The organism is Longimicrobiales bacterium, assembly GCA_035764935.1.
In the GTDB taxonomy this organism is placed as follows: Bacteria; Gemmatimonadota; Gemmatimonadetes; order Longimicrobiales; family RSA9; genus DASTYK01.
On sequence record DASTYK010000178.1, the window covers coordinates 1 to 20,516 of the forward strand.

Here is a 20,516-nt window from a genome sequence, read left to right on the forward strand (position 1 = left end):
CGTGGAGTCGCCCTCGCCCCGTGGAGTCGCCCGCGCCCCGTGGAGTCGCCCGCGCCCCGTGGAGTCGCCCGCGCCCCGTGGAGTCGCCCGTTGGAATGAAAGCGGGCGGATCCTTTCGGATCCGCCCGCTGCTTTCTGTTACGCCAATTGAAGCAATGTCGCGGTTGTCGCGATACTCAAGGTTCACCGCACAGTCCTCAGCGCCCTCCGCGACTCAGCGGTAAAAAAATTCCGTTCAGGGCGTCAGTGCGCTCCACAGGAGTGGCCACGTCGCGATGGTCTGGCCGCGGTAGTTGGGCTGGAAGCCGAACAGGACCACGTCACCCTGGCCGACGCGTGCGGTGACCAGCGCCGGTTTGCCGGCGATGTGCTCGGGGCCGAGGATCCAGCCGGACACCTTGGGGTTGCCGGTTGCGTAGCGCGCGAGGACCTGTACGTCACCACCGCCGACGTCGAAGGCCCGCGAGTCGCCCCAGTACCAGACGTTGACGCTCGGGTCCATGCCGCGCGTGAGCGGGTGCGATGTGTCGAGGTCGGCACGCAGGATGGAGCCGGGGATGTAGAAGTCCTGGGGACGCAGCTCCTCGACGGCGCTTTCGATCGGCAGATCGAAGACCTCGGTGACGAAGTCGGTCGCCTGCTCGATGGCGACGACGCGGCCGCCGTTGCGGACGAAATCCCGGATCGCGGCGATACCCGCCTCGCTCATGCCGCCGGTGTACTGCTCCGGCAGCGACCCTGCCTCATAGCCCTCGCCGATCGAGCGCGGGCTCTGCGACTGCAGGAGGATGACGTCGTAATCGCGGTTCAGGTTGCCCTGGCGGATGCGCGCGTCCTTGAGGGTGTCGTAGCGAAGCTCGTGCATGTCGAAGACCCAGCGCGTCCAGCCGGCCTCCATCGGCTCCTGCCAAGACTTGTAGATGGCGATGCGCGGCGCATCCGGCCCGCGCAGCGAGGGCGGCAGCTCGAACCGCCAGTCGACCTGCTCGATCGGCGCGGACAGCGACGGCGCCGCCCCGCTCCATGCCTCCACTTCCGCTGCCTCGATATCCATCAGCAGGGGCAGTGTGTGCGCCGTGACGTCGTACGGCCGGCGCGGCGGGCCGCCGGGGTACTCGCGCAGGTCGGGATACTCCTGCACCTCGAGCATCGCCTGCGCGAACGAGGCGTACGGCTGCTGCATGGGAATCACGTACGTCCCGGCCGCGTACTGCCGCCCGTTCGTCGTGAACGGCGCGGTCGCGCGATGCACCTCCACATCCGCCATCGTGAGGATGCGCAGCACGTGTGAAAGCCCGATCGGGTTGTCCTGCTCGGCGGGGATCACCCATGCTGCCGGCCACTCCTCCCAGCCTTCGACCGCGCGGCGGTTGATGTTGTAGAAGTTCTCGACCCAGAACGTGCGGTTGCGTGCCGCATTGGAGAGAAGCGCGAGGGCGCCGGTCTCCATGTAGTCGACGATGTCGCCAATACGCCAGGTGCCGCCCGTCCAGGGCATCGGGTATTTCCAGCTCGCGGTCGCAGCGTCGTACTCGCGGCCGCCGCGCACGCGCTCGCCCGGCACGTCCAGGGGCGAGGCAAGGCGTGCCGACGCCGTCTCGCTCAGGATACGAACGCCGCCGTGGTAGTGCTGGTATGCGCGGGCGGGGGTGAACGCATCGTAGATCGCGCCGATTACCGCTCCCGGCATCCCGCGCGCGGTCACTTCGGCGGCCATGTAGGCGCCGAGCTGGTTGAGCGCACTGACCAGAGCGGGATCGACGTTGGGCTCGACCGGATCGATGTAGGGCGGGAAGAAGATCCGTGCGCCATTGGCACCCATCTGGTGGATGTCGTGCACGATGTGCGGTCGCCAGACGTTGTGCCCGTGCTCGATGGCGAGCTGCGTCTCCTTCTGCGTGAACGCGTACCAGTCGCGGTTGTTGTCATGGCCGACGTAGAACTGGTACAGCCATGGCGGCGACATCCCCTCGTAGGGTGTGCCGACGTGCTGCATGTAGAACTCGGAGACCCAGTCCAGCCCGTCCGGGTTGAGCGACGGCACGTCGAGCAGGATCACGTTGTCGAGGATCTCGAGCACCTCGGCGTCGTTGGACGAGGCGAGGCGGTGCAGCATGCGCGCGGCCGTGAGTCCGCCGCCGACCTCCGTCGAATGGATCTGGTGCGTGATCAGCACCACGGAACGCATGTCGCGCAGCAGAGACTGCAGCTCGGCATCGTCGCGGATCGTGCGCGGGTCGGCGAGCTTGCGCTGCATCGCGAGATACTCGTCGAGGCGTGCGTGGTTCTCCGGGCTGGTCACCGTCAGCATGACGAAGGGCCGCCCCTTCGTGGTGGTGCCGAGCGTGTCCAGTGTGACGCGCGGGCTCGCCTGCGCGAGCTTCTCGTAGTAACCGACCAGCTGGTCCCAGTCGGCGAGCTTGCGGTCGGCGCCGATCTCGAAGCCGAGATGCGACGCGGGAGCGGGCACGTCGAGGGCGGTGGGCGCCGCCTGCTGCTGTGCGGGCACGGGCGTCTGCGGCTGTACCACCGCCTGCTGCGCGCAGGCGGACAGGATCAGCGCGAGCGGCGCCATGCACAGCAGGGCTGCGGCGTGGAGACGACGGGTCATTGCGGCCTCCGCATGTCGGGCTTTCAGGGGGACGCGCGATGGTAGCCGGCGCACGGCGGTGAGGCAAGCGGCGACGTCGCGTGGGACAATCCCCGACACGCGCGGGGGGCGAAGGGCGACTGGCGGAAACACGCTCTTTGCGGCATGGTATGGGAGTCGCACCAGAGAAGAGGAGACAGGATGTCCACACGGAGACAGTGGTTCGCCGCGGCCGGCGCGGGCGCTGCACTGGCCGCACTCAGCCCGCTGATGTTCCTGACCGGCTGCGAGCGTGGAGCGGAGGGCGGGAGCCCGGGCGCGGCCCTCGCCATGAACGGGGACGGACCGCTCGTCCGGATGCGCAAGAACCCGGGTTGCGGTTGCTGCGACGACTGGGCGAAGCACATGGAGGCGAACGGGTTCCGCGTGGAGTCGCGCGAGGATCCCGGCATCTACGAGTACAAGCAGCAGCTCGGCATTCCGCGCGAGCTGGTGAGCTGCCACACCGCCGAGGTCGACAGCTACGTGCTCGAGGGTCACGTTCCGGCCGACCTGGTGCAGCGGATGCTCACCGAGAAGCCGGCGATCGTCGGCATCGCGGTCGGCGGCATGCCGATGGGCTCGCCCGGGATGGAGGGTCCGTACAAGGATCCGTACAACGTCGTCGCATTCCGGAAGGACGGCTCGCAGATGGTCTACGCGAGTCGCTGACCAGTGCAGTGCTCACGCCGTGCGGGCGCCGACCCGCACGGCGTTTCCTTTTCCCGATCCCCGGACCCGTGAGCAAGACCTACGACCGGCAGTACTTCGATCGCTGGTACCGCTCGGCGCGGGCGGTCGTGCGGGACGACGTCGTGCAGCGCAAGGCGCGCCTCGCGCTTGCGGCCGCTGAGCATCTGCTCGGACGCGAGGTGCACACCGTGCTCGACGTCGGGTGCGGCGAAGCACCCTGGCGGGGCATCCTGCGGAGGATGCGGCCCGAGCTGGAGTACACGGGCGTGGATCCGAGCGAGTACGCGGTGCACCGCTACGGCCGCACGCGCAACATCATCCAGGGCACACTGCTGGAGCTGGACGAGCTGTATCTCGACCGCGATTACGACCTGGTCGTGTGCTCCGACGTGCTGCAGTACCTGCCGAACGACGACGTGCGCGAGGGGTTGCGGCTGCTTGCGCGACGGACCGCCGGGGTCGCATACATCGAGGCATTCACGGCAGGCGATGACATGGTAGGGGACCGCGAGGACTGGCACATGCGCTCGGCGGAGTGGTACCGGCGCGCGTTCCGGCTCGCCGGTCTCGTACCGGTCGGCCTGTATCTCTTCATCGGCCCGCGGCTCTACCCGACGACCAACGAGCTGGAGCGCTGCGGATCGTGATGCTGGCTTCCGCACAGCACCTGACACGACAGGTTCACAACTGGAGGAGTGGATGAGACTGGTCGGACTCCGGCGCTCGCGGCGCCTGCACGTCATGCTGCTGCACGCCCTGGTTGCAGCGCTCATGGTCCTGCCGTCTTCGGTGGCTGCGCAGGCCGCGCCGCTCGGCGGGCTGGACAGCTACATCGAGAGCGCAATGCGCGACTGGAGCGTGCCGGGTCTCGCGATCGCGGTCGTCCGCAATGACTCGATCATTCACGCGCGTGGCTATGGTGTGCGCGAGCTCGGTCGGCCGGACCGCGTGGATGAGCACACACTGTTTGCGATCGCGTCCACGACCAAGGCAATGACCACGGCCGCCCTGGGCATGCTGGTCGACGAGGACAGCCTCGACTGGGACGACCGGGTGGTCGAGCATCTCCCGTCCTTCGAGCTGAGCGATGCCTACCTGACGCACAACCTGACCGTACGGGACCTGATCACGCACCGAGCGGGCATTTCGCGCAGTGACAACCTCTGGATCGCAGGGCCCTTCGATCGTGCGGAAGTGTTGCGCCGCGCGCGCTACCTGGAGCCCGTGAACGGTTTCCGCTCGCAGTACGGCTACCACAACGTGATGTACACGACGGCGGGCGAGGTCGTGGCGGCCGCCGCGGGCATGAGCTGGGACGACTTCATCGAGCAGCGGCTGTTCCGGCCCCTGGGAATGGATCGGAGCACCACGCGCGCTGCGGTCGTCGCGACGCGCGACAACGTTTCCGCACCGCACACCTGGGACGACGACCGGGTGATCGCCGGGCAGCTGCGCAACTACGACAACCTCGGAGGCGCCGGCTCGGCGTTCTCGAGCGTGCACGACATGGCGCAGTGGATCCGGCTGCACCTGAACGAGGGCGTCTACGAGGGGCAGCGCCTGCTCTCGGAGGCCACGATGCGCGAGCTCCACGAGCCGCAGGTGGTGATCCATGCCGATACCACCTCCGAGCGCATGTATCCCGGCACCAACCTGCGTGCGTATGCGCTTGGCTGGCAGGTGCAGGACTACCACGGACACGAGCTCGTGCATCATTCGGGCTCGCTGAACTGGACGCGCACGCACGTGATGATGGTGCCCGAGGAGGACATCGGTGTCGTCGTGATCGCCAACCTGGGCAGCAGCAATCTGCAGCAGGGGATCGCGTTCCGGGTCATCGATGCACTGCTCGGCCTGCCGCAGCGCGACTGGAGCGCCGAGCTGCTGGCGCTCGCGCAGCGTGGTGAGAAGCGATCGGAGGCCCGCGCGAAGGAAGTCGAGGAGAGCCGCGTTCCCGACACGCGACCGTCGCTCGCCCTGGACGGCTACACCGGCACGTACCGCAGCGAGCTGTACGGCGATGTGCGTCTGCGGATGGAGAACGGACACCTCGTGCTCGACTACGCGCCCGACTACGTGGCGGACCTCGAGCACTGGCACCACGACACGTTCAGGGCGGTGTGGCGCCGGGCTGGCTTCGGCCGGGATTTCGTGACGTTCTCACTCGACCGCGATGCCGAGGCGGCCGAGCTGGAGCTGTCCGGCTTCGGCGAGTTCGAGCGCGTGGAGGCGGAGCCAGCGGCGCCGTAGGGTTCAGCGCCGCTGCACCACCCTGACCACGACACCGGCCGCGAGCACGACAAGGCCGACGATGATGGTGCGCAGGTCGAGCGAGAGTGCGAGCGTCGCGCACGCGAGCACCCCGAAGACGGGCACCCACGCCGGCAGCCAGCGTTCGGGGTTGCGCAGTCGGATGGCGGCGGCGTTGGTGATGCCGTAATACACCAGAATCGTGAACGATGCGGCGGCTGCGACGGCATCGAGCGCGCCGGTGGCGGCGACAATGGCCGCCACCGTGCCGACCACGATGACCGCGGTGCGGGGGACGCCGCGCTCGTCGACCCGGGACAGCATCGCCGGCAGATCATCGCGTCGCGCCATCGCAAAACCCATCCTGCTCAACCCCAGGATCTGCGAGAGCACGACCCCCAGCATCGCCGCGAGTCCGCCCACCGCCACGAGTGCGGGCAGCCAGGCGTGCGATGTTGACGATGCCGCGACGTACAGTGGCGCGGCGGTGCGGGCGAGCGCGGGTGCGCCGGCGGTGCCGATCGCGACCGCCGCCACCGCCGCGTACAGCAGAATGGCACCGACGATCGTGATCATGACCGCACGCGGGATGGTGCGTTCCGGGTGATGCACCTCCTCTCCGAGCGTGGCAATGCGCGCATAGCCGGTGTATGCGAAGAACAGCAGTGCCGCGGCGCGCATGATGCCGCCGATGCCCGTTGGCGCGAAGGGCTCGAAGCTGGCGCCGGTGGCGTCGTTCGCAGCGAAGAGGACGAAGACGAGCAGTGCACCGACGGACGCCGCGACGATCGCGAGGTTCGCCGCGCTGGTGCGCTTCACGCCGAAGAGGTTGAGGACGGTGAACAGCACGATCGCCGCGACGCCGGCCGCGCGCGGCGGCAGATCGGGCACCAGCGCACCCAGGTAGCCGCCGAGCCCGATCGCGACCGTTCCTGCCGCGGCCGTCTTGCTCGCGAGGAACATCCACCCGGCGATGTAGCCGGCCCACCCGCCCAGCAGGCGGTAGCCGTACTCGTAGCTGCCGCCCGCGTAGGGATAGACCGCGGCGAGCTGTGCCGATGACAGCGCGTTGGCGGTTGCTGCGGCGCCTGCGATGCCGAGCGCCACGATCAGGGCTGGTCCCGCAGCGCCGGCCGCTACGCCTGTCACTACGAAGATGCCCGCGCCGACGATCGCACCGAAACCGATGCCGACCGCATCCAGCAGGCCGAGAGCGCGGCGAAGCTGCGGAGCGTTGTCGGAAGCCATGCCGGGATGTGACCACTCTCGATGGGAGACCGCAAGGTGTGTCGTTGCGTCAGCGTCGTGGACGCCGCATGCTGGCGCGCACGCCGGCCGCACCACATCTTGGCCCGACCCCAACGGAGGCTGCCATGAAGCGACTCGTGACTGCGGCTGCGGTCGTCCTGCTCGCGTTTGCTGCACCTGCGGCTGCGCAGGAGCCCGAAAGTCCACCGCCCCTCGAGATCGGCGCCGTTGCGCCTGATTTCGAGCTGCCCGGCGCCACGCGTTACGGCGTGCTGCGCGACCCGGTCCGCCTCAGCGACTTCAACGGCAAGACCGTTGTGCTCGCGTTCTTCTTCAAGGCGCGGACCCGCGGCTGAACGATCCAGATGCATGCGTACCGTGATCAGTACGCCCGGATCTTCAAGGATGGACAGGATGTGGTGCTGATTGCGATCAGTGCCGATCCGATCGAGGAACTCGCCTCATGGGCACGGGACGACCAGTTCCAGTTCCTGATGGCGAGTGATGCAGGGACCGAAGTCGCCCGCCAGTACGGCGCGCTTGCATCGCGCCCGGGGCTGACCAACAGGAATCTCTTCATCGTGGGACCGGACGGGCGGATCGCCTTCCGCGCCGTTCCGTTCCGCGAGATCGATCCGACCGCGTACGAGGAGCTCGAGGCCGCGATCGATCAGCTCACGGGCGAGCCGGAGCAGTAGCTCCGGTTCGCCTCAGCGCCGCAGGACCTGCTGCACCGCCGCGAGCAGGTCCTGGTCGGCGCCCTGCCCGGTGTAGGCTACCTTCCCACTGCCATCGAGCACGACGACGTAGGACGTGGTCGGCGCGCGATACGCCCGCGTGGCGGCGCCGCGGGCGTCGAACAGGATGCGGCCGGGAACGTCGTGGCGCTGCAGGTGACGGCGGATCGAGCGCGGGTTCTGGTTGACGCCGACGGCAATCACGAGCACGTCGATGGCATTGCCGTAGCGCTGTGTGATGGTGCGCATCTGCGGCTCCAGCTCCTCGCAGAGCGGGCACCACGTTGCCCAGAACTCGAGCAGCACCGGCTTCGTGCCGACGACCGTGCCGAGGTCGACCGCATTGCCGTCGAGATCCTCCACCACGGCAGCCGCGGGGGCTGTGCCGATCGGCAGCCCGATGTCCTGCGCAGAGGCATCCGCGGCCGCCGCGGCGCACGCGGCCAGCGCCAGCAGCGTCACTCCTGCAAGCTTCTGCACCATGTGAACCGGTCGTGCGTGCTCGTTCACCATGCCATTCCCGCCTGGATCAGGTAGTACTCCGCCATTGCGAGCATGATCACACCGGCGATCCGTTTCGCCCAGACCATCCATGTGCCGGATCGGGGTAGTCTTGCAAGCGCCCCGGAAAAGAGGCCGACGGCGATCAGCAGGGCCGTCATGCCGATCGAGAAGGCGAACAGGTAGACAAACCCCAGTGCACCGCTGCCGGTCGCGGCGACCCATGTCAGCACGGCGGCGAATGCGGGTGCACCGCAGGGTGCCGCGACGATGCCGGACGTCGCGCCCAGCAGGAAGACGGCTGGGTAGCTGCCACCGCGCAGGGATGCAACCCACGTGCTCAGGCGCGCCGAGGACGGGACCGGCAGGGCGCCGAGCATGGCGAGGCCGAATACGAGGAGCAGGTTGGCGATGAGAAAGCGTGCCTCGAAGCTGCTCGCCACCGTGCCGAACAGCTGCCCGCTGAGACCGGCGACGACGCCGAGCAATGCGTAAAAAAGCGCGAGACCCGCAACATAGGTCAGTGTCAGGGCAACCACTCTGCCACGCGGCGCATCTTTGCCGGCCGTGCCGGTGATGACGCCTGCCGTGATCGGGATCATCGGGTAGATGCACGGCGTCAGGCTGGTGAGCACACCCGCACCGAACATCGTGGCGACGGCGAGCAGCGGCTGCTGCTGCAGCGAATCGCCAAGCCCGCTCTGCAGGAGGAATGCAGGGATCGCGTGTAGCTCCGGCATCGGCTCCGCTGGTGGAGGTATCCGCCAATGCTAACATGCAGGACCATCGCCGGCCATTTCCGTGCGGCACATCGGATGCATCGGCACGCGCCGGCATGAAAGAAACCCATGGACGGAGCCGATCGTGACACGACGTACGCTCATGCGCCCCTTTCGCGCCGCCGCTCTCCTGCTCATGGCCCACGGCCTTGCCGCCTGCGCCAGCACTGGGCACGGGCCGTCGGCGCCGGGCGGCGTGCTGCCGGGCTTCGACACGCGGACCTACCCCGGGGACGCCGCGATGCGGACCTGGCTGGACGCGTCGCCGTATCGCTGGGTCGGCTACTACCTGCCGGCACCCTGCTACACGGGCACGAGCTGGGTGGGAACCCGCGAGCGCATTGCATCGATCGGATGGGGCGTCGCGCCGCTGTTCGTCGGCGAGCAGGACTGGTCGGCCATCCAGCCAGGGGACACGACCGTTGCAGAGCAGGGAGCGCGCTGCACGACGCAGAACCTGACGCCGGCGCAGGGCGCTGCCGATGCTGTCGCCGCGGACAGCGTCATGGACGCCGAGGGCTTCCCGCCGGGCACGCCTGTGTTCCTGGATGTCGAGCGCATGGAGCGCGTGTCACGTGCAATGGAGGAGTACGTGCACGCGTGGTTCACCGAGATGCTGGCGCGCGGTCGCTACACGCCCTCGCTGTACGCGCACGAGCGCAATGTCACCCCGCTCTTCGAGCGTGCGCGCGCTGCATTCGCAGCGGCCGGCAGAAGCGACGAGCCTTTTCTGTGGGTCGCGCGGGCCGGCGCACTGGACGTGGGCAGCCGGCCCGCGGACTCGGGCATCCTGAGCGCCGCGATCTGGCAGGGTCGTTTCGACGTGGATGAGACGTGGGGCGACGTCACGCTGCGTGTCGACGCCAATGTCGCGAGCGTGGCAGTCCCCGGTATCATGCCGTACCGCTGAACGGGCGATTCAGAACGTGCTGCCGATATCCACGGTGAAGCGTGTGCTCCTGTCGGTGCCCACAGCGAAGCCGCCCGCGAGCACACCGAACGGCGTCGGCCAGATCGCGCCGATCTCGAGGCCGCTGTGCCAGGCATCGCCATCCTGGAGGTCCTCGATCGTGCCGCCTGCCGCGCCCGAGCGGAGCCGCAGCCGGATGCCGCCGTCGAGAAAGATGCGGTAGGCGACGTCCGCCCCGACGATCAGTCGTCGGGTTCCGCGCTCCGCGCCCGTGTCCAGCCAGGGCAGTCCGCCGACGTCGCCGAGCGCGAACTGTGCGTCCGCGGGTGCATCGCCGTCCGTGCCCGCCGCGTCCATCACCAGTGCTCCCATGAGACGACCGACCGCGCGATCGAGCGACGCGCGCACGCGCAGGTGCGGGTATGCGACGTCACCGAAGCGGATTCCTGCGTCGAGCAGCAGCGGCTCGCCGGCGATCAGCGGGTACGCGGGCGCTTCCGTGAAATGGATCCGCGGGCCGGTGCTGGTGCCGGTGCCTCCAGGATGACGCACGTGCTCGGTGATCCACTGGAGTGCAGCGCTGTAGCGGCCATCGGCGGTGCGCCAGCCCGCGCTCAGCCAGGCACCGCGTCGCTCGACGTTCACGTCCTCGCCCTCGGGTGTGAAGCGCGCAACGTCCCGGTCGGCGTAGTGAACGCCCGCGCCCAGGGAGATGGCAGGCTGTCGTGGGAGTGGCCGGCCGAGCTCCAGCGCGCCGCGCCGGAGGAACCGGTCCGCCTGGGCACTCACGCGGAACTCGCTCGCTCCGCCGAGCCGGATCCGCTGGCGCAGTGTGAGCAGCCCGCGTGCACCGCGCCGGTCGTCCCATCCTGCGGCGAGGGCAAAGATCGATGCCGGCACGGCCTCCGCGCGCACGACCAGCGTGGGTTCACCATCGTCGCCTTCCACGCGCGGCCAGATGCCGCGGAACATCCCCGTCGCATACAGCCCGCTCGCGCGTCGCACGATGTGCCCGGCGTCGTACTCTGCGCCTGCCGCATCGGCGAAGGCAGCGCGCACCAGTGCGTCGAGGCGCGCGTCGCCGCCTTCGACGACGACGGAGTCCGCGAGGCGATCGAGGCGTGCGGGGAGCGGCAGCGGATCAGCGGCCGTGTGTGCCGGCAGCACGTCGAGCGCGGCTGCCCGGCCGATGTCGATCAGCGGCCTGGTCTCGGCGGGAAACGTAGCGGCGCTGACTTCCTCGGGGATCCGCGGCGCGATGAACACGTCCGGCTCTGGACCCGGTGGCGATGCATTCTCGATCAGCAGACGCAGTGCGCGTACGCCGATGGCGACGCGGGACGTCGGCAGCTCATCCAGCTCCGGCTGCAGCACATCGGACGCGATGATGTACGACGCGCCCAGCGCACGTGCCTGTGCGGTCGGCAGATTGTCCGCAATGCCGCCATCGACGAGGGTCCGGCCGTCGATCACGACGGGTGAAAAGACGCCGGGCACCGCCATGCTGGCGCGCACGGCGCGCGCCAGGTCGCCGCTGCCGAGCACGACCACGCTGCCGTCGCGCAGGTCTGCAGCGACCGCGCGGTAGCGGCGCGGCAGCCGGTCGAAATCGCTGCGTGCGCGCGCACCCGCATCGAAGAACATCTCGACCAGCCGGCGATTGATGCCGGCATCCGGCACCACGCCACCGAGCACGAGTGCATCATCGCCGACGCCGAACGAGACCAGCGGCCGCACGGCGATTCGCTCCGGCCCGACCGTGAGCACGTCGGGTGCAAAGAGCGCCCGCCAGTCCTCGCGTGTGAAGATTTCGGCAATGCTGTCCGCATCGACACCCGCGGCGTACAGCGCGCCGACGATCGAGCCCATGCTGGTGCCGATCACCACGTCCGGTGAATGCCCGCGTTGCTCCAGGCCCAGCAGCACCCCGGCATGAGCGATTCCGCGCCCGCCGCCACCGCTCAGCACGAGTGCCTCCTGCCCCTGCACCGGTGCACGCAGCAGGAGGATGCACGCACAGGCGACGAGCACGCGCAGCGCCGCGGCAGTGCGTCGCTTCACGGCAGGTAATTCGCCGGGATGGGGTTGTCGGGCCGCTCCGAATCCCAGAACACGGTTACGACCCACCAGCGCGCGCCGTCATGGAAGAGCTGAATGCTGTTGATGCCGCGCATGAACGGCTCCGCGTCATCCGCATTGCGCCGGGAGTCGTAGGTGCTGAACGCGTGCAGGATGTTGCCGAACCGCTCCGTGACGCGGTGCGTCTCCGTCTCGAAGAAACCGTCGCGCTCCAGGACCGGACCGCTGGTCCGGATGTAGTCCTCGACGCTCATGATGCGATGCGCGCGCGTCCCGTCGGGGCGCACACCGGTCGGGATCAGCCGTGCGCCGGGCACGAACAGCGAACGCATGCGGTCCCAGTCCCGGGCGGCGCCGGCGGGACCGGAGATGACGTCGTAGAGTGCGGCAATGATGGCGTCGGGCGTTGCGACGTCCTCCGGATCAGCAGGAGGTACGGCTGCGGCCGGGTCCTGCGCGGCTGCCGACGATGCGAGCAATGCGGTGGCCGCGAGAAATGCCAGCACGCGGGCCGGGTATCCTTTCATGTCTGCCTCGCAGTAACGGGGTGAACGGAAGCGAGCAAGTCTGCAGACCTCTCGCAAGCTGCGCGACCGCACAGGGACGGATTCTGGCGAGCGCGGGGTGGACGCGGCATCTTTCCCGAACTCCTCCCTCAACCGGGGCCTGACCATGGATCCCAACGCAATCGCCGGCATGGCATTCACGCTCATCCTGGCGCTGTTCATCGGTGGATTCGTGCTGCTGTTCCCGCTGTCCCGCAAGCTGGGCCAGCTGCTCGAACAACGCATGGGAGTGAAGCCGCAGCTCGATGATGCAGCCGCGCGGGAATTGTCGGACCTGCGCCAGCTGGTCGAGGGTATGCAGGCCGATCTTGGCCGCCTGCGCGAGCGGCAGGAGTTCGTCGAGCATCTGCTCGCCGAGCCGAAGGACCGAAGAACCGAGAAGCTGAACCCATGATCCTGCTGTACGCAACGATCCTGTGCACGACGATCGTCAACCCTCCTCCCGCCGTGATGGACTGGGGCGCGGTCGGTCACCGCGCGGCAGCACGTGCAGCGGTGACCAACCTGCCGGCCGGTATGCCGGACTTCTTCCGAGCCGCGGCGGACCAGCTCGTCTATCTGAATCCGGAGCCCGACCGCTGGCGGGACCGCGAGTCCGCCGCCATGGACGAGGCGTGGAAGTACGATCATTACATCGACTTCGAGGTGGTTCCGCCCGCCGCGCTGCAGGCGCCGGACCGCTTCAGCTACCTGGCGGAGCTGCAGCGCACGACCAGGCTGGAGCGTCCTGCACGCGATGCCGGCCTGCTGCCGTACCGGGTCATCGAGCTGTACCAGCGGCTCGTCACGGGCATGCGGCAGTGGCGCGCGGCAAGCGACGCGGATGAGCGCCGCTGGATCGAGCAGCGCATCATCAACGACGCGGGCATCCTCGGCCACTACGTGACCGATGGGTCGAATCCGCACCACACGTCCGTGCACCACAACGGCTGGAACGAGAGCTTTCAGAATCCGCGCGGCTACACAACGGACCGCACGTTCCACTCACGCTTCGAGAGCCGCTTCGTCGAGGCGAACATCACGCCCGAGGACCTGATCCCGCGCGTGGCCGCGGAGCCACGCCGCATCGGCAACGTGCGCGAGGACGTGATGTCGTACCTGCGCGCAACGCATTCCCAGCTGGACAGGCTCTACCAGCTCGAGCAGACGGAAGCGTTCGGTGCAGACAACACCGCCACGGCTCACCGCGAGTTCGCGGTGCAGCGGCTGGTGGCGGGCGCCGAGATGCTGCGGGCGATGTGGTGGAGTGCGTGGCTCGAATCCGGGAACGGCTGAACGGCCGGTCCTGATAGGCGGGTGAGGGCGAGCGTGGACGCCTGGACACTTCGGACTGACGGTGGGTGGGGGCGGCTGCGCTGGACGCGCGCCGCCCCGTTCTGCGTGTTCGAGCGGTTCAGCGTCGTCCTGCCTGCATCTTCCTGTAAGCGGACAGCAGCTCGGTCTCGCGTTCGGGCTTCAGGCCGGTCTTGAGCACCTGCCGCTCCTTCGGCTGTTCGTGCCACCACGCGAGCGTGTCCGCCGTCGTCCGGGCCAGGGAGCGGAAGGTCAGGCCTGCCTGGACCTCGGGCGTGAGATCGAAGCGGGCAAAGCCGAGGTTGCGGCCGCGGGCGGGCATCCAGACGGGGAGGTCGCTGTAGGGGCGGACGTCGCGTTCGAGCAGCCAGTCCGTATCGACCCACGTGAACGACGTCTCCGCGGTGGTCACCGCGCGGATGCCGTGCAGGAGCTCGTCGAACGGGCGTGGGTTGAACGGCCCCACGGCGTTGAACGTGCCCGGCGTGTCATTCTCGGAAAGCCGGATCATCCACTCACTGAGGTCGCGCGCGTCGATGATCTGGACCGGATCCGTGCCGTCGCCGGGTGCAAGCACCTCGCCGCCGCGCTCGATGCGCACCGGCCAGTACGTGAAGCGGTCCGTCTCGTCGCCGGGCCCGATGATGAGGCCTGGTCGCACGATGGTCGCGCGCTCGCCGAACGCTGCACGTGCCGCCTGCTCGCACAGTGCCTTGCGCAGCCCGTACGGGCGACGCTGCCCGGGCTCCACCTGCGTGTTCTCCAGCGTGTACACGGGCGCAGCCGCCGTCGACGGGACGCTGCTCAGGTCCGAGTAGACGGAACGCGTCGAGACGAGGATGTAACGGCGCACGTTGTCGCGCAGCACCCGCCCCGTGAGCTCCACCCACTCCGGCTCCTGCGCGGAGTTGTCGAGCACGACGTCCCACTGTCTGCCTTCCAGCGCCTTGACGTCCCCGGTCCGGTCGCCGATCAGCGTTTCGAGCTCGCTGAACATGCCGGGATTCGTGCGCCCACGGTTGAACAGCGTGATCTCGTGGCCGCGCCCGAGCGCGTATTCCACCTGGTGAGGGCCGATGAAGCTCGTGCCGCCCAGGATCAGGATGCGCAGCGGTTTGCGGGCCCGGGAAACCGGCGTTCCCGCAGCCGGCAGAGGGATCATGCCGGTCACGGCGGACAGGCCGAGTGCGGCCGAGGCCGACGTGGCAAGGAACTGCCGGCGGTCCTGGGGCATACATGCCTCGCATCGAATGAGGGAATTGCTGCATTATGCGGAACGGCGGGGGCGCGGGCCAGAGCGGTGCACGCGTTCGTCCGGGCCGCAGACGGGAGGCAGGATGCGTCGGATGAGGTCACTGGTGTTTCTCGTGCTGCCGCTCGGCGGCTGCTTCACCGACGCCCGCATGGCGAGCGACAGCGCCGCCGCCGAGGCACAGCCGTCCGCAGAGGCTGGGCAGGCCGGCCCCGGCGCCACCCCGCATCGCGCATTGCCGGGGGAAGGGGGCGCCTACGACGACCGTGCGGACATCGGCCGCGGCGTGCTGCATCTCACGGTTCGCGCGGATTCCGTCGGTCGCGTGCGGGAGGACACCATGCTCGTGCGGGCGGGGCCGGATGACGAGGCGATGCCCGTAGCACGCTGGATCCACCGCTACGGGCTCGACTGGACGTGGGAGTACCGGCTGGAAACGTCGGAGCGAGGCCTGGTGCGTAACGACGTCGAGTGGTCGTACGAGGAGAGCGGCCTGCCGGTCGACAGTGTGACGCGCGATGGCGCCTGGGTGCGCGTGCTGCATGCCGTCGACGCGCAGGGCGCTCCGCGGCGCGGTTGGGTTCGTACGTCGCCCGACTTCAACATCGAGTGGTGGGCGGACGTACTGGCGGGGCAGAACCTCTACTTCCGCAACCAGGACAGCCTCGCCGTCTACGAGGAGCCCGGTGGTCAACGCCTGTGGCCGGACATTGCGGGCGGCAGCGACGGACCCGACTACACGATGACGCCGCTGCAGCGGAGCAACGAATGGATGCGGGTCGTTCTGACCACGCCGTCCGATTTCTGCGTCGATCCACCCGTCGTGCGCACGGACACCGTCTGGATCCGGTACCTGGACGCGCGCGGCAGGCCGCGCGTCTGGTACTATCCCCGCGGTTGCTGAGCGGCCGGACGGAACCGGTCAGCCGCGTGCATGTCAGGCATCGGGCTCTTCCGCGAACATCTTCTTCATGGACGCAAAGAAGTTCTCCCGGATTGCCTGGGACTCCTCCGGCGCGCGCTCGATGTGGGGGCTGATCCGCTCGCACAGCTCGGGCGGTATCTCCTCCAGGTAGCGTGAAGGCAGCACCTCGTATGCGCTGCCGGCCCGCCTCCGGCTGCGGCACCAGGACAGGGAAAGCCGTTCGCGGGCGCGTGTGACGCCCACGTAGAACAGCCGTCGCTCCTCCGAAAGTGCGTCGGTACCGCTCTCCTCTGCATCGTCCAGTGAGCGGGTGTGCGGCAGGATCCCCTCTTCGACGCCCACGATGAACACGTCCCGGAACTCGAGCCCCTTGGCGGAGTGCATGGTCATGAGCGCGACCGATCGGTCGTCAGTGCGCTCACTGTCGTCGTCCTTCTCGTCCATGTCGGCGAGGGCGAGCCGGCCGAGTGCATCGTGCAGGGTGGGCGGTGCCCAGTGCTCGTCGTCCGTCAGCCGATCCGCCTCGAGAACCTCGCCGAGTCGCTCTGCCCAGATGCGGCGTTCGTAGCGGGTGATCGCGCCGACCAGGTCCCGCACGTTGTCCACGCGCATCTGCGCCTGCTTCGGATCTCGGTACTCGGTGCGCAGGGAGTCCTCCAGGCCGATCCGTTCGAAGAGCTGCTGCGCCCAGTCAGCGAGAGGCGTCTGCTCGCCGGCCTGGGGCGGGCGCGCAGCGGCCGCAGCCTCCGCCTGCAGCAGCGACGCACGGGCCTCCTCCACAAGCGCGAGGAACGACTGGATCGCGCGTGCGGCTGGCGCGCCGACGTCGCCGGCACCGGCATGGGCGAGCGTGCTCACGAACGACGTTCGCTGCTCGCGTGCGCGCTCGGCGATCCGCAGCACGGTCTGGCGGCCGATCCCGCGGGTGGGATAGTTGATGATCCGCCGAAGCGAGACCTCGTCGTGGGGCCATGCGACCGCTCGCAGGTAGGCGGTCGCGTCGGCGACCTCCTTGCGCTCGAAGAAGGAGACGCCGCCGATGACGCGGTAGGGGATGTTCTTCCGACGGAACGCCTCCTCGAGAGGGCGGGATTGCGCGTTCGCGCGGTACAGGACGGCGATGTCGCCCCACTTCATCCGGTGCAGGAGCCGACGGCGCGTGATCTCATCGGCCACGCCTTCGGCTTCCATCAGCTCGTCCTCGAACTCGTGCAACGTGAGCGGAGCGCCGATGCCGGACGTGGACCGCAGCCGCTTCTGGTGACGGTGCCGGTTGGCCGCAATGATCGCGTTGGCCGCACCGAGGATGCGAGCGGTGGAGCGGTAGTTGTCCTCGAGCGTTACGACCCTGGCGCCGGGGAAATGGCGCTCGAACTCGAGGATGTTGCCGACGTCCGCTCCGCGGAACGCATAGATCGACTGGTCGTCGTCGCCCACGACACAGAGGTTGCGCCGGGTGCCCGCGAGCAGCCGCGCCATCTCGAACTGCACGCTGTTGGTGTCCTGGTACTCGTCGATCATGACGTGGTGCCAGCGCTTCCAGAGCGCGCGTCGCACCTCCTCGTCCTGGTCGAGCAGCTGCACCGGCAGGAGCAGCAGGTCATCGAAATCTATGGCGCCCGCAGCACGCAGGGTCTCCTCGTAGCGCGGGTACGCATCCGCCGCGAGCACTGCATAGTCGTCCGCTCGTGTCCCGGTCGCCTGCTCTTCCGCGACGATCCGCTTCGCCTGCTCCGGGCCGATCCGCTTCGATTTCCAGTCGGAGATGCGCCAGAGGATGCGCTTGTGGTCGAAGCGGTCATCGCCGATCGAGATTTCCGAGGCCGCGCTGCGGAGCGTGGCGAGCTGGTCGCCGGTCGCGTAGATCGCAAAGCGTTGCGGCAGGCCGAGCCGCGTTCCGTGCTCGCGCAGGATCCGCACACCGAGCGCGTGGAACGTGCCCAGCGCGATCGCGCGCGCCTCCTTGCCGACGTACCCGTGCACCCGCTCGCGCATCTCCTCGGCCGCGCGGTTGGTGAACGTGACGGCCAGGATGCGGGCCGGCGGGACATTGGCACTCCGGATGAGATGGGTCATCCGGTGCACCAGTGTCTTGGTCTTGCCGGTGCCGGCGCCGGCCAGGATGAGCAGTGGCCCGTCGATGTGCGTGACGGCCGCTCGTTGTGCGGAGTTGAGACCTGCCAGGTGCTGCGTATCGGACACGAATGCTGCTCGAAAGGGTGGACGCTGCGAGCGCGGAATCTGGCGTCGGAGGCCTGGTCGCAACAGTCTGGCGACCTTGCTGCGAGGAAAACCCGTGCGGTGATGCGGCGAATTGACAGCCGGGGCCCGGGCCAGCCACGTTCATGCGCGCCGCGGGGGTACGGAGCTGCGGACCGGATCTGCGACAGCGTCGGTACATGAGATGTCGCATGCGGATGCAGCGGCCATGCGCCGTGCCACGGCAGAACGTTCGGGAAGGTATGGGGCGAACGCAGCGGAAGAAGCAGCGCGACGCCGACGCAGGTGACGAGCAGGAAGTACATGCACAGGTGGAGAACCTGCGCCGCTGGCTGCGCACGTATGCGCAGGCGGAGCAGTCCGGCCATGCCGCGCCGCTGACGGAGCCCGTACTCGCACACCTGGAAGAAACGATCGAGGCGCTGCGCGTCAGCGATGACGACCTGCGGCTGCATCTCGATACGATGCGCCGCAACGCGGCGCGCATGGAGCAGGAGCGGGCCCGCTACCGCGAGCTGCTCGACCTCAGTCCGGACGCCTACCTGCTGACCGACCTCGAAGGCACGATCGTCGACGCGAACGCGGCCGCTGCCGAGCTGCTCGGCATCGAGCGCGCGGACCTCACCCGGCGACCGTTCTCGGCATGGGTAGACGCGGAGGACAAGCCCATCTTCTGGGAGTGGCTGGCGGATCTGCAGACTGCAGAGCAGCCGCTGCAGTGGGAGATGCGTCTGCGCGCGCGCGGTGACACGCAGCGGCACGTCGTGGTACGAGCGCGCCATGCGTCCGAGGCACCCGAGCTGCGCTGGATGCTGCGCGACATCAGCGAGCGCATCCGCGCCGAGGAAACGGAGCGCCGACTCCGCCAGGAGCGCGCCGAGCGGCAGGCAGCGGACTACGCAGCGCAGCAGGCACGTTTCCTCGCACGCGCCGGCCGGCTGCTGAACGAATCGGTGGGTGCAGCCGCCGTCGCGGAGGCGGTGGTGGAAACCGCCGTCCCGACCCTTGGCCGTGTCGCGCTGCTGGACACCCGCGAGATGGACGGCCGCGACACGCGCTACGTCGCACCCGCCGGCGAGCTGAGCGGGCGACTCTCGCAGCCGGCGAGCCGCGAGCCCGGCACGGTGGTCGGTGCCGTGCTGCAGTCGGGGGAGGTGGACGTGATTCCGTTCCTCAGTGAAGCACAGCGCGAGCAGATCGCGCCGGGCGCCGGCGGCGTACTGGAGGAGCTGAACCTCCACGCCGCCGTGCTCGTGCCGCTGAAGCGCAAGAACGTAGTCATCGGTGTGCTGACACTGCTGGGGGCCACCGTCGAGGAATGCAGCGCGCGCGACCTGCTGCTCGGCAAGGCGTACGGTGAGAATGCGGCGCTTGCACTGGACAACGCGCGCCTCCTCGTGGAAGCGCGTGCAAGCAGCCGCGCCAAGTCAGACTTCATCGGCTATCTCAGCCACGAGTTCCGTACCCCGCTCACGTCCGTCCTCGGCTACGCCGACCTGCTCGAGGCGGAAACGGGAGGGCCGCTCACGGACATGCAGCGCCGCCAGCTCCGGCGCCTGCGTGCCGGGGCCTGGCATCTCTCCAGGCTGGTCGACGACACACTGGCCTATTCACGTGAGGTCATCTCACCGCCGGCGCTGGATCTGGAATCGATCGATGTGCGCCAGCTGGCTGTGGAATGCGTTCACTCGATGCGGCCCACGGCGGCCGAGGGAGGACTCACGCTGGAGCTGGCGGCACCGGCGCACCCGGTGACGATCCGCAGCGACACTGGGCGGGTGCGACAGATCCTGCTGAACCTGATCGACAACGCAATCAAGTTCACCGTGACCGGCGGCGTTCGTCTGCACGTCCTGGAGCAGGCGGACCACGTCCAGATCGACGTGCACGACACCGGGGTGGGCATTCCGGCCCGCCAGGTGGATCGTATCTTCCAGCCATTCCACCAGCTCGACGTCGAACGTGGCGGCAGCGGGCTCGGCCTGACCGCGGCGCGTCAGCTCGCCTGGCGGCTCGGCGGCGAAATCAGCGTGTCGAGCACGGAGGGCGTGGGCACCACGTTCACCGTGCGCCTCCCGAGGGACCTGCAACCCGCCCAATGACCGGAGTCATCTTCGTTGCAGGGCTGCTCCTGCTGGTGCTCGGCGCCGAGTTCCTCGTGCGTGGAGCCGCCAGGCTGGCCGTGGCGGCAGGCATCACACCGCTCGTCGTCGGCCTCACCGTCGTGGCATACGGCACCAGCACCCCGGAGGCGGCCGTCAGCGTGCAGGCCGCATTGCAGCACAACGCTGACATCGCCGTCGGCAACGTCGTCGGCAGCAACATCTTCAATGTCCTGGCGATCCTCGGCCTGTCGGCGCTGGTCGCGCCGCTGACGGTATCCACCCAGCTCGTGCGCAGCGACGTGCCCATCATGATCGGCACGTCAGTGCTG

19 protein-coding genes are annotated in these 20,516 nt (G+C 68.7%); 11 read left to right on the forward strand and 8 right to left on the reverse strand.

Going from position 1 to position 20,516, the window contains the following annotated elements; genetic code table 11:
• Window positions 1-235: 235 nt before the first annotated feature.
• Window positions 236-2,611, reverse strand: coding sequence for a M14 family zinc carboxypeptidase (locus VFU06_15680; GenBank protein HEU5210835.1), 2,376 nt, complete (start codon window positions 2,609-2,611; stop codon window positions 236-238).
• A gap of 180 nt (window positions 2,612-2,791) precedes the next feature.
• On the opposite strand from VFU06_15680, the gene VFU06_15685 reads away from it, so the two are divergent.
• The 3 genes from VFU06_15685 (at window position 2,792) to VFU06_15695 (ending at window position 5,572) form a co-directional block, all read left to right on the forward strand.
• Window positions 2,792-3,301 carry a DUF411 domain-containing protein gene (locus tag VFU06_15685; GenBank protein ID HEU5210836.1) on the forward strand — a complete coding sequence of 170 codons (510 nt, stop codon included), beginning with the start codon at window positions 2,792-2,794 and terminating at the stop codon, window positions 3,299-3,301.
• Window positions 3,302-3,369: 68 nt separating this feature from the next.
• Window positions 3,370-3,969, forward strand: coding sequence for a class I SAM-dependent methyltransferase (locus VFU06_15690; protein HEU5210837.1), 600 nt, complete (start codon window positions 3,370-3,372; stop codon window positions 3,967-3,969).
• Window positions 3,970-4,021: 52 nt separating this feature from the next.
• Window positions 4,022-5,572 carry a serine hydrolase gene (locus VFU06_15695; protein HEU5210838.1) on the forward strand — a complete coding sequence of 517 codons (1,551 nt, stop codon included), beginning with the start codon at window positions 4,022-4,024 and terminating at the stop codon, window positions 5,570-5,572.
• A 3-nt stretch (window positions 5,573-5,575) separates the two neighbouring features.
• On the opposite strand, the gene VFU06_15700 is transcribed toward VFU06_15695, so the two are convergent.
• A complete protein-coding gene (locus VFU06_15700; protein HEU5210839.1) occupies window positions 5,576-6,820 on the reverse strand; it encodes an APC family permease in 1,245 nt (414 codons plus the stop codon).
• 125 nt (window positions 6,821-6,945) lie between these two features.
• On the opposite strand from VFU06_15700, the gene VFU06_15705 reads away from it, so the two are divergent.
• Together VFU06_15705 and VFU06_15710 are read left to right on the forward strand one after the other, a co-directional pair.
• Window positions 6,946-7,176, forward strand: a complete 231-nt coding sequence (locus VFU06_15705; GenBank protein HEU5210840.1) for a hypothetical protein — start codon at window positions 6,946-6,948, stop codon at window positions 7,174-7,176.
• A 9-nt stretch (window positions 7,177-7,185) separates the two neighbouring features.
• Complete coding sequence (locus VFU06_15710; GenBank protein HEU5210841.1) at window positions 7,186-7,518, forward strand: redoxin domain-containing protein; 333 nt, start codon at window positions 7,186-7,188, stop codon at window positions 7,516-7,518.
• Between the two features lie 12 nt (window positions 7,519-7,530).
• Here the strand turns inward: VFU06_15710 and VFU06_15715 are convergent, their stop codons facing one another.
• Window positions 7,531-8,070: a TlpA disulfide reductase family protein gene (locus VFU06_15715; protein ID HEU5210842.1), complete on the reverse strand. Its 540-nt coding sequence runs from the start codon at window positions 8,068-8,070 to the stop codon at window positions 7,531-7,533.
• Window positions 8,064-8,798 (reverse strand): cytochrome c biogenesis protein CcdA, encoded by a 735-nt coding sequence (locus VFU06_15720; protein HEU5210843.1) that lies wholly within the window; start codon window positions 8,796-8,798, stop codon window positions 8,064-8,066. Before VFU06_15720 ends, VFU06_15715 begins: the two co-directional genes overlap by 7 nt.
• A 124-nt stretch (window positions 8,799-8,922) precedes the next feature.
• Between VFU06_15720 and VFU06_15725 the strand changes: the two genes are divergently transcribed.
• Window positions 8,923-9,747 carry a glycoside hydrolase domain-containing protein gene (locus tag VFU06_15725; protein ID HEU5210844.1) on the forward strand — a complete coding sequence of 275 codons (825 nt, stop codon included), beginning with the start codon at window positions 8,923-8,925 and terminating at the stop codon, window positions 9,745-9,747.
• Window positions 9,748-9,756: 9 nt separating this feature from the next.
• On the opposite strand, the gene VFU06_15730 is transcribed toward VFU06_15725, so the two are convergent.
• Entirely contained in the window at window positions 9,757-11,808 is a 2,052-nt protein-coding gene (locus tag VFU06_15730) for a patatin-like phospholipase family protein (GenBank protein HEU5210845.1), read from the reverse strand.
• Window positions 11,805-12,353 (reverse strand): hypothetical protein, encoded by a 549-nt coding sequence (locus tag VFU06_15735; GenBank protein ID HEU5210846.1) that lies wholly within the window; start codon window positions 12,351-12,353, stop codon window positions 11,805-11,807. The genes VFU06_15730 and VFU06_15735 overlap by 4 nt, the downstream gene beginning before the upstream one ends.
• Before the next feature lie 145 nt (window positions 12,354-12,498).
• Here VFU06_15735 and VFU06_15740 point away from each other — a divergent pair, with 145 nt between their 5' ends.
• Complete coding sequence (locus VFU06_15740; protein ID HEU5210847.1) at window positions 12,499-12,786, forward strand: hypothetical protein; 288 nt, start codon at window positions 12,499-12,501, stop codon at window positions 12,784-12,786.
• A complete protein-coding gene (locus tag VFU06_15745) occupies window positions 12,783-13,667 on the forward strand; it encodes a hypothetical protein (protein ID HEU5210848.1) in 885 nt (294 codons plus the stop codon). The genes VFU06_15740 and VFU06_15745 overlap by 4 nt, the downstream gene beginning before the upstream one ends.
• 118 nt (window positions 13,668-13,785) lie before the next feature.
• Here VFU06_15745 and VFU06_15750 read toward each other — a convergent pair whose 3' ends face one another.
• Window positions 13,786-14,919, reverse strand: coding sequence for an NAD-dependent epimerase/dehydratase family protein (locus VFU06_15750; GenBank protein HEU5210849.1), 1,134 nt, complete (start codon window positions 14,917-14,919; stop codon window positions 13,786-13,788).
• Between the two features lie 112 nt (window positions 14,920-15,031).
• On the opposite strand from VFU06_15750, the gene VFU06_15755 reads away from it, so the two are divergent.
• Window positions 15,032-15,841 (forward strand): hypothetical protein, encoded by an 810-nt coding sequence (locus tag VFU06_15755; protein ID HEU5210850.1) that lies wholly within the window; start codon window positions 15,032-15,034, stop codon window positions 15,839-15,841.
• A gap of 33 nt (window positions 15,842-15,874) precedes the next feature.
• On the opposite strand, the gene VFU06_15760 is transcribed toward VFU06_15755, so the two are convergent.
• The gene (locus VFU06_15760) at window positions 15,875-18,064 is read right to left on the reverse strand and encodes a UvrD-helicase domain-containing protein (GenBank protein ID HEU5210851.1); all 2,190 of its coding nucleotides are present in this window, start codon (window positions 18,062-18,064) and stop codon (window positions 15,875-15,877) included.
• A 260-nt stretch (window positions 18,065-18,324) separates the two neighbouring features.
• Here VFU06_15760 and VFU06_15765 point away from each other — a divergent pair, with 260 nt between their 5' ends.
• Together VFU06_15765 and VFU06_15770 are read left to right on the forward strand one after the other, a co-directional pair.
• Window positions 18,325-20,184: an ATP-binding protein gene (locus tag VFU06_15765; protein HEU5210852.1), complete on the forward strand. Its 1,860-nt coding sequence runs from the start codon at window positions 18,325-18,327 to the stop codon at window positions 20,182-20,184.
• Window positions 20,181-20,516 (forward strand): hypothetical protein (locus VFU06_15770; GenBank protein HEU5210853.1); only part of this gene is annotated, 336 nt, incomplete at its 3' end. The genes VFU06_15765 and VFU06_15770, both read left to right, overlap by 4 nt.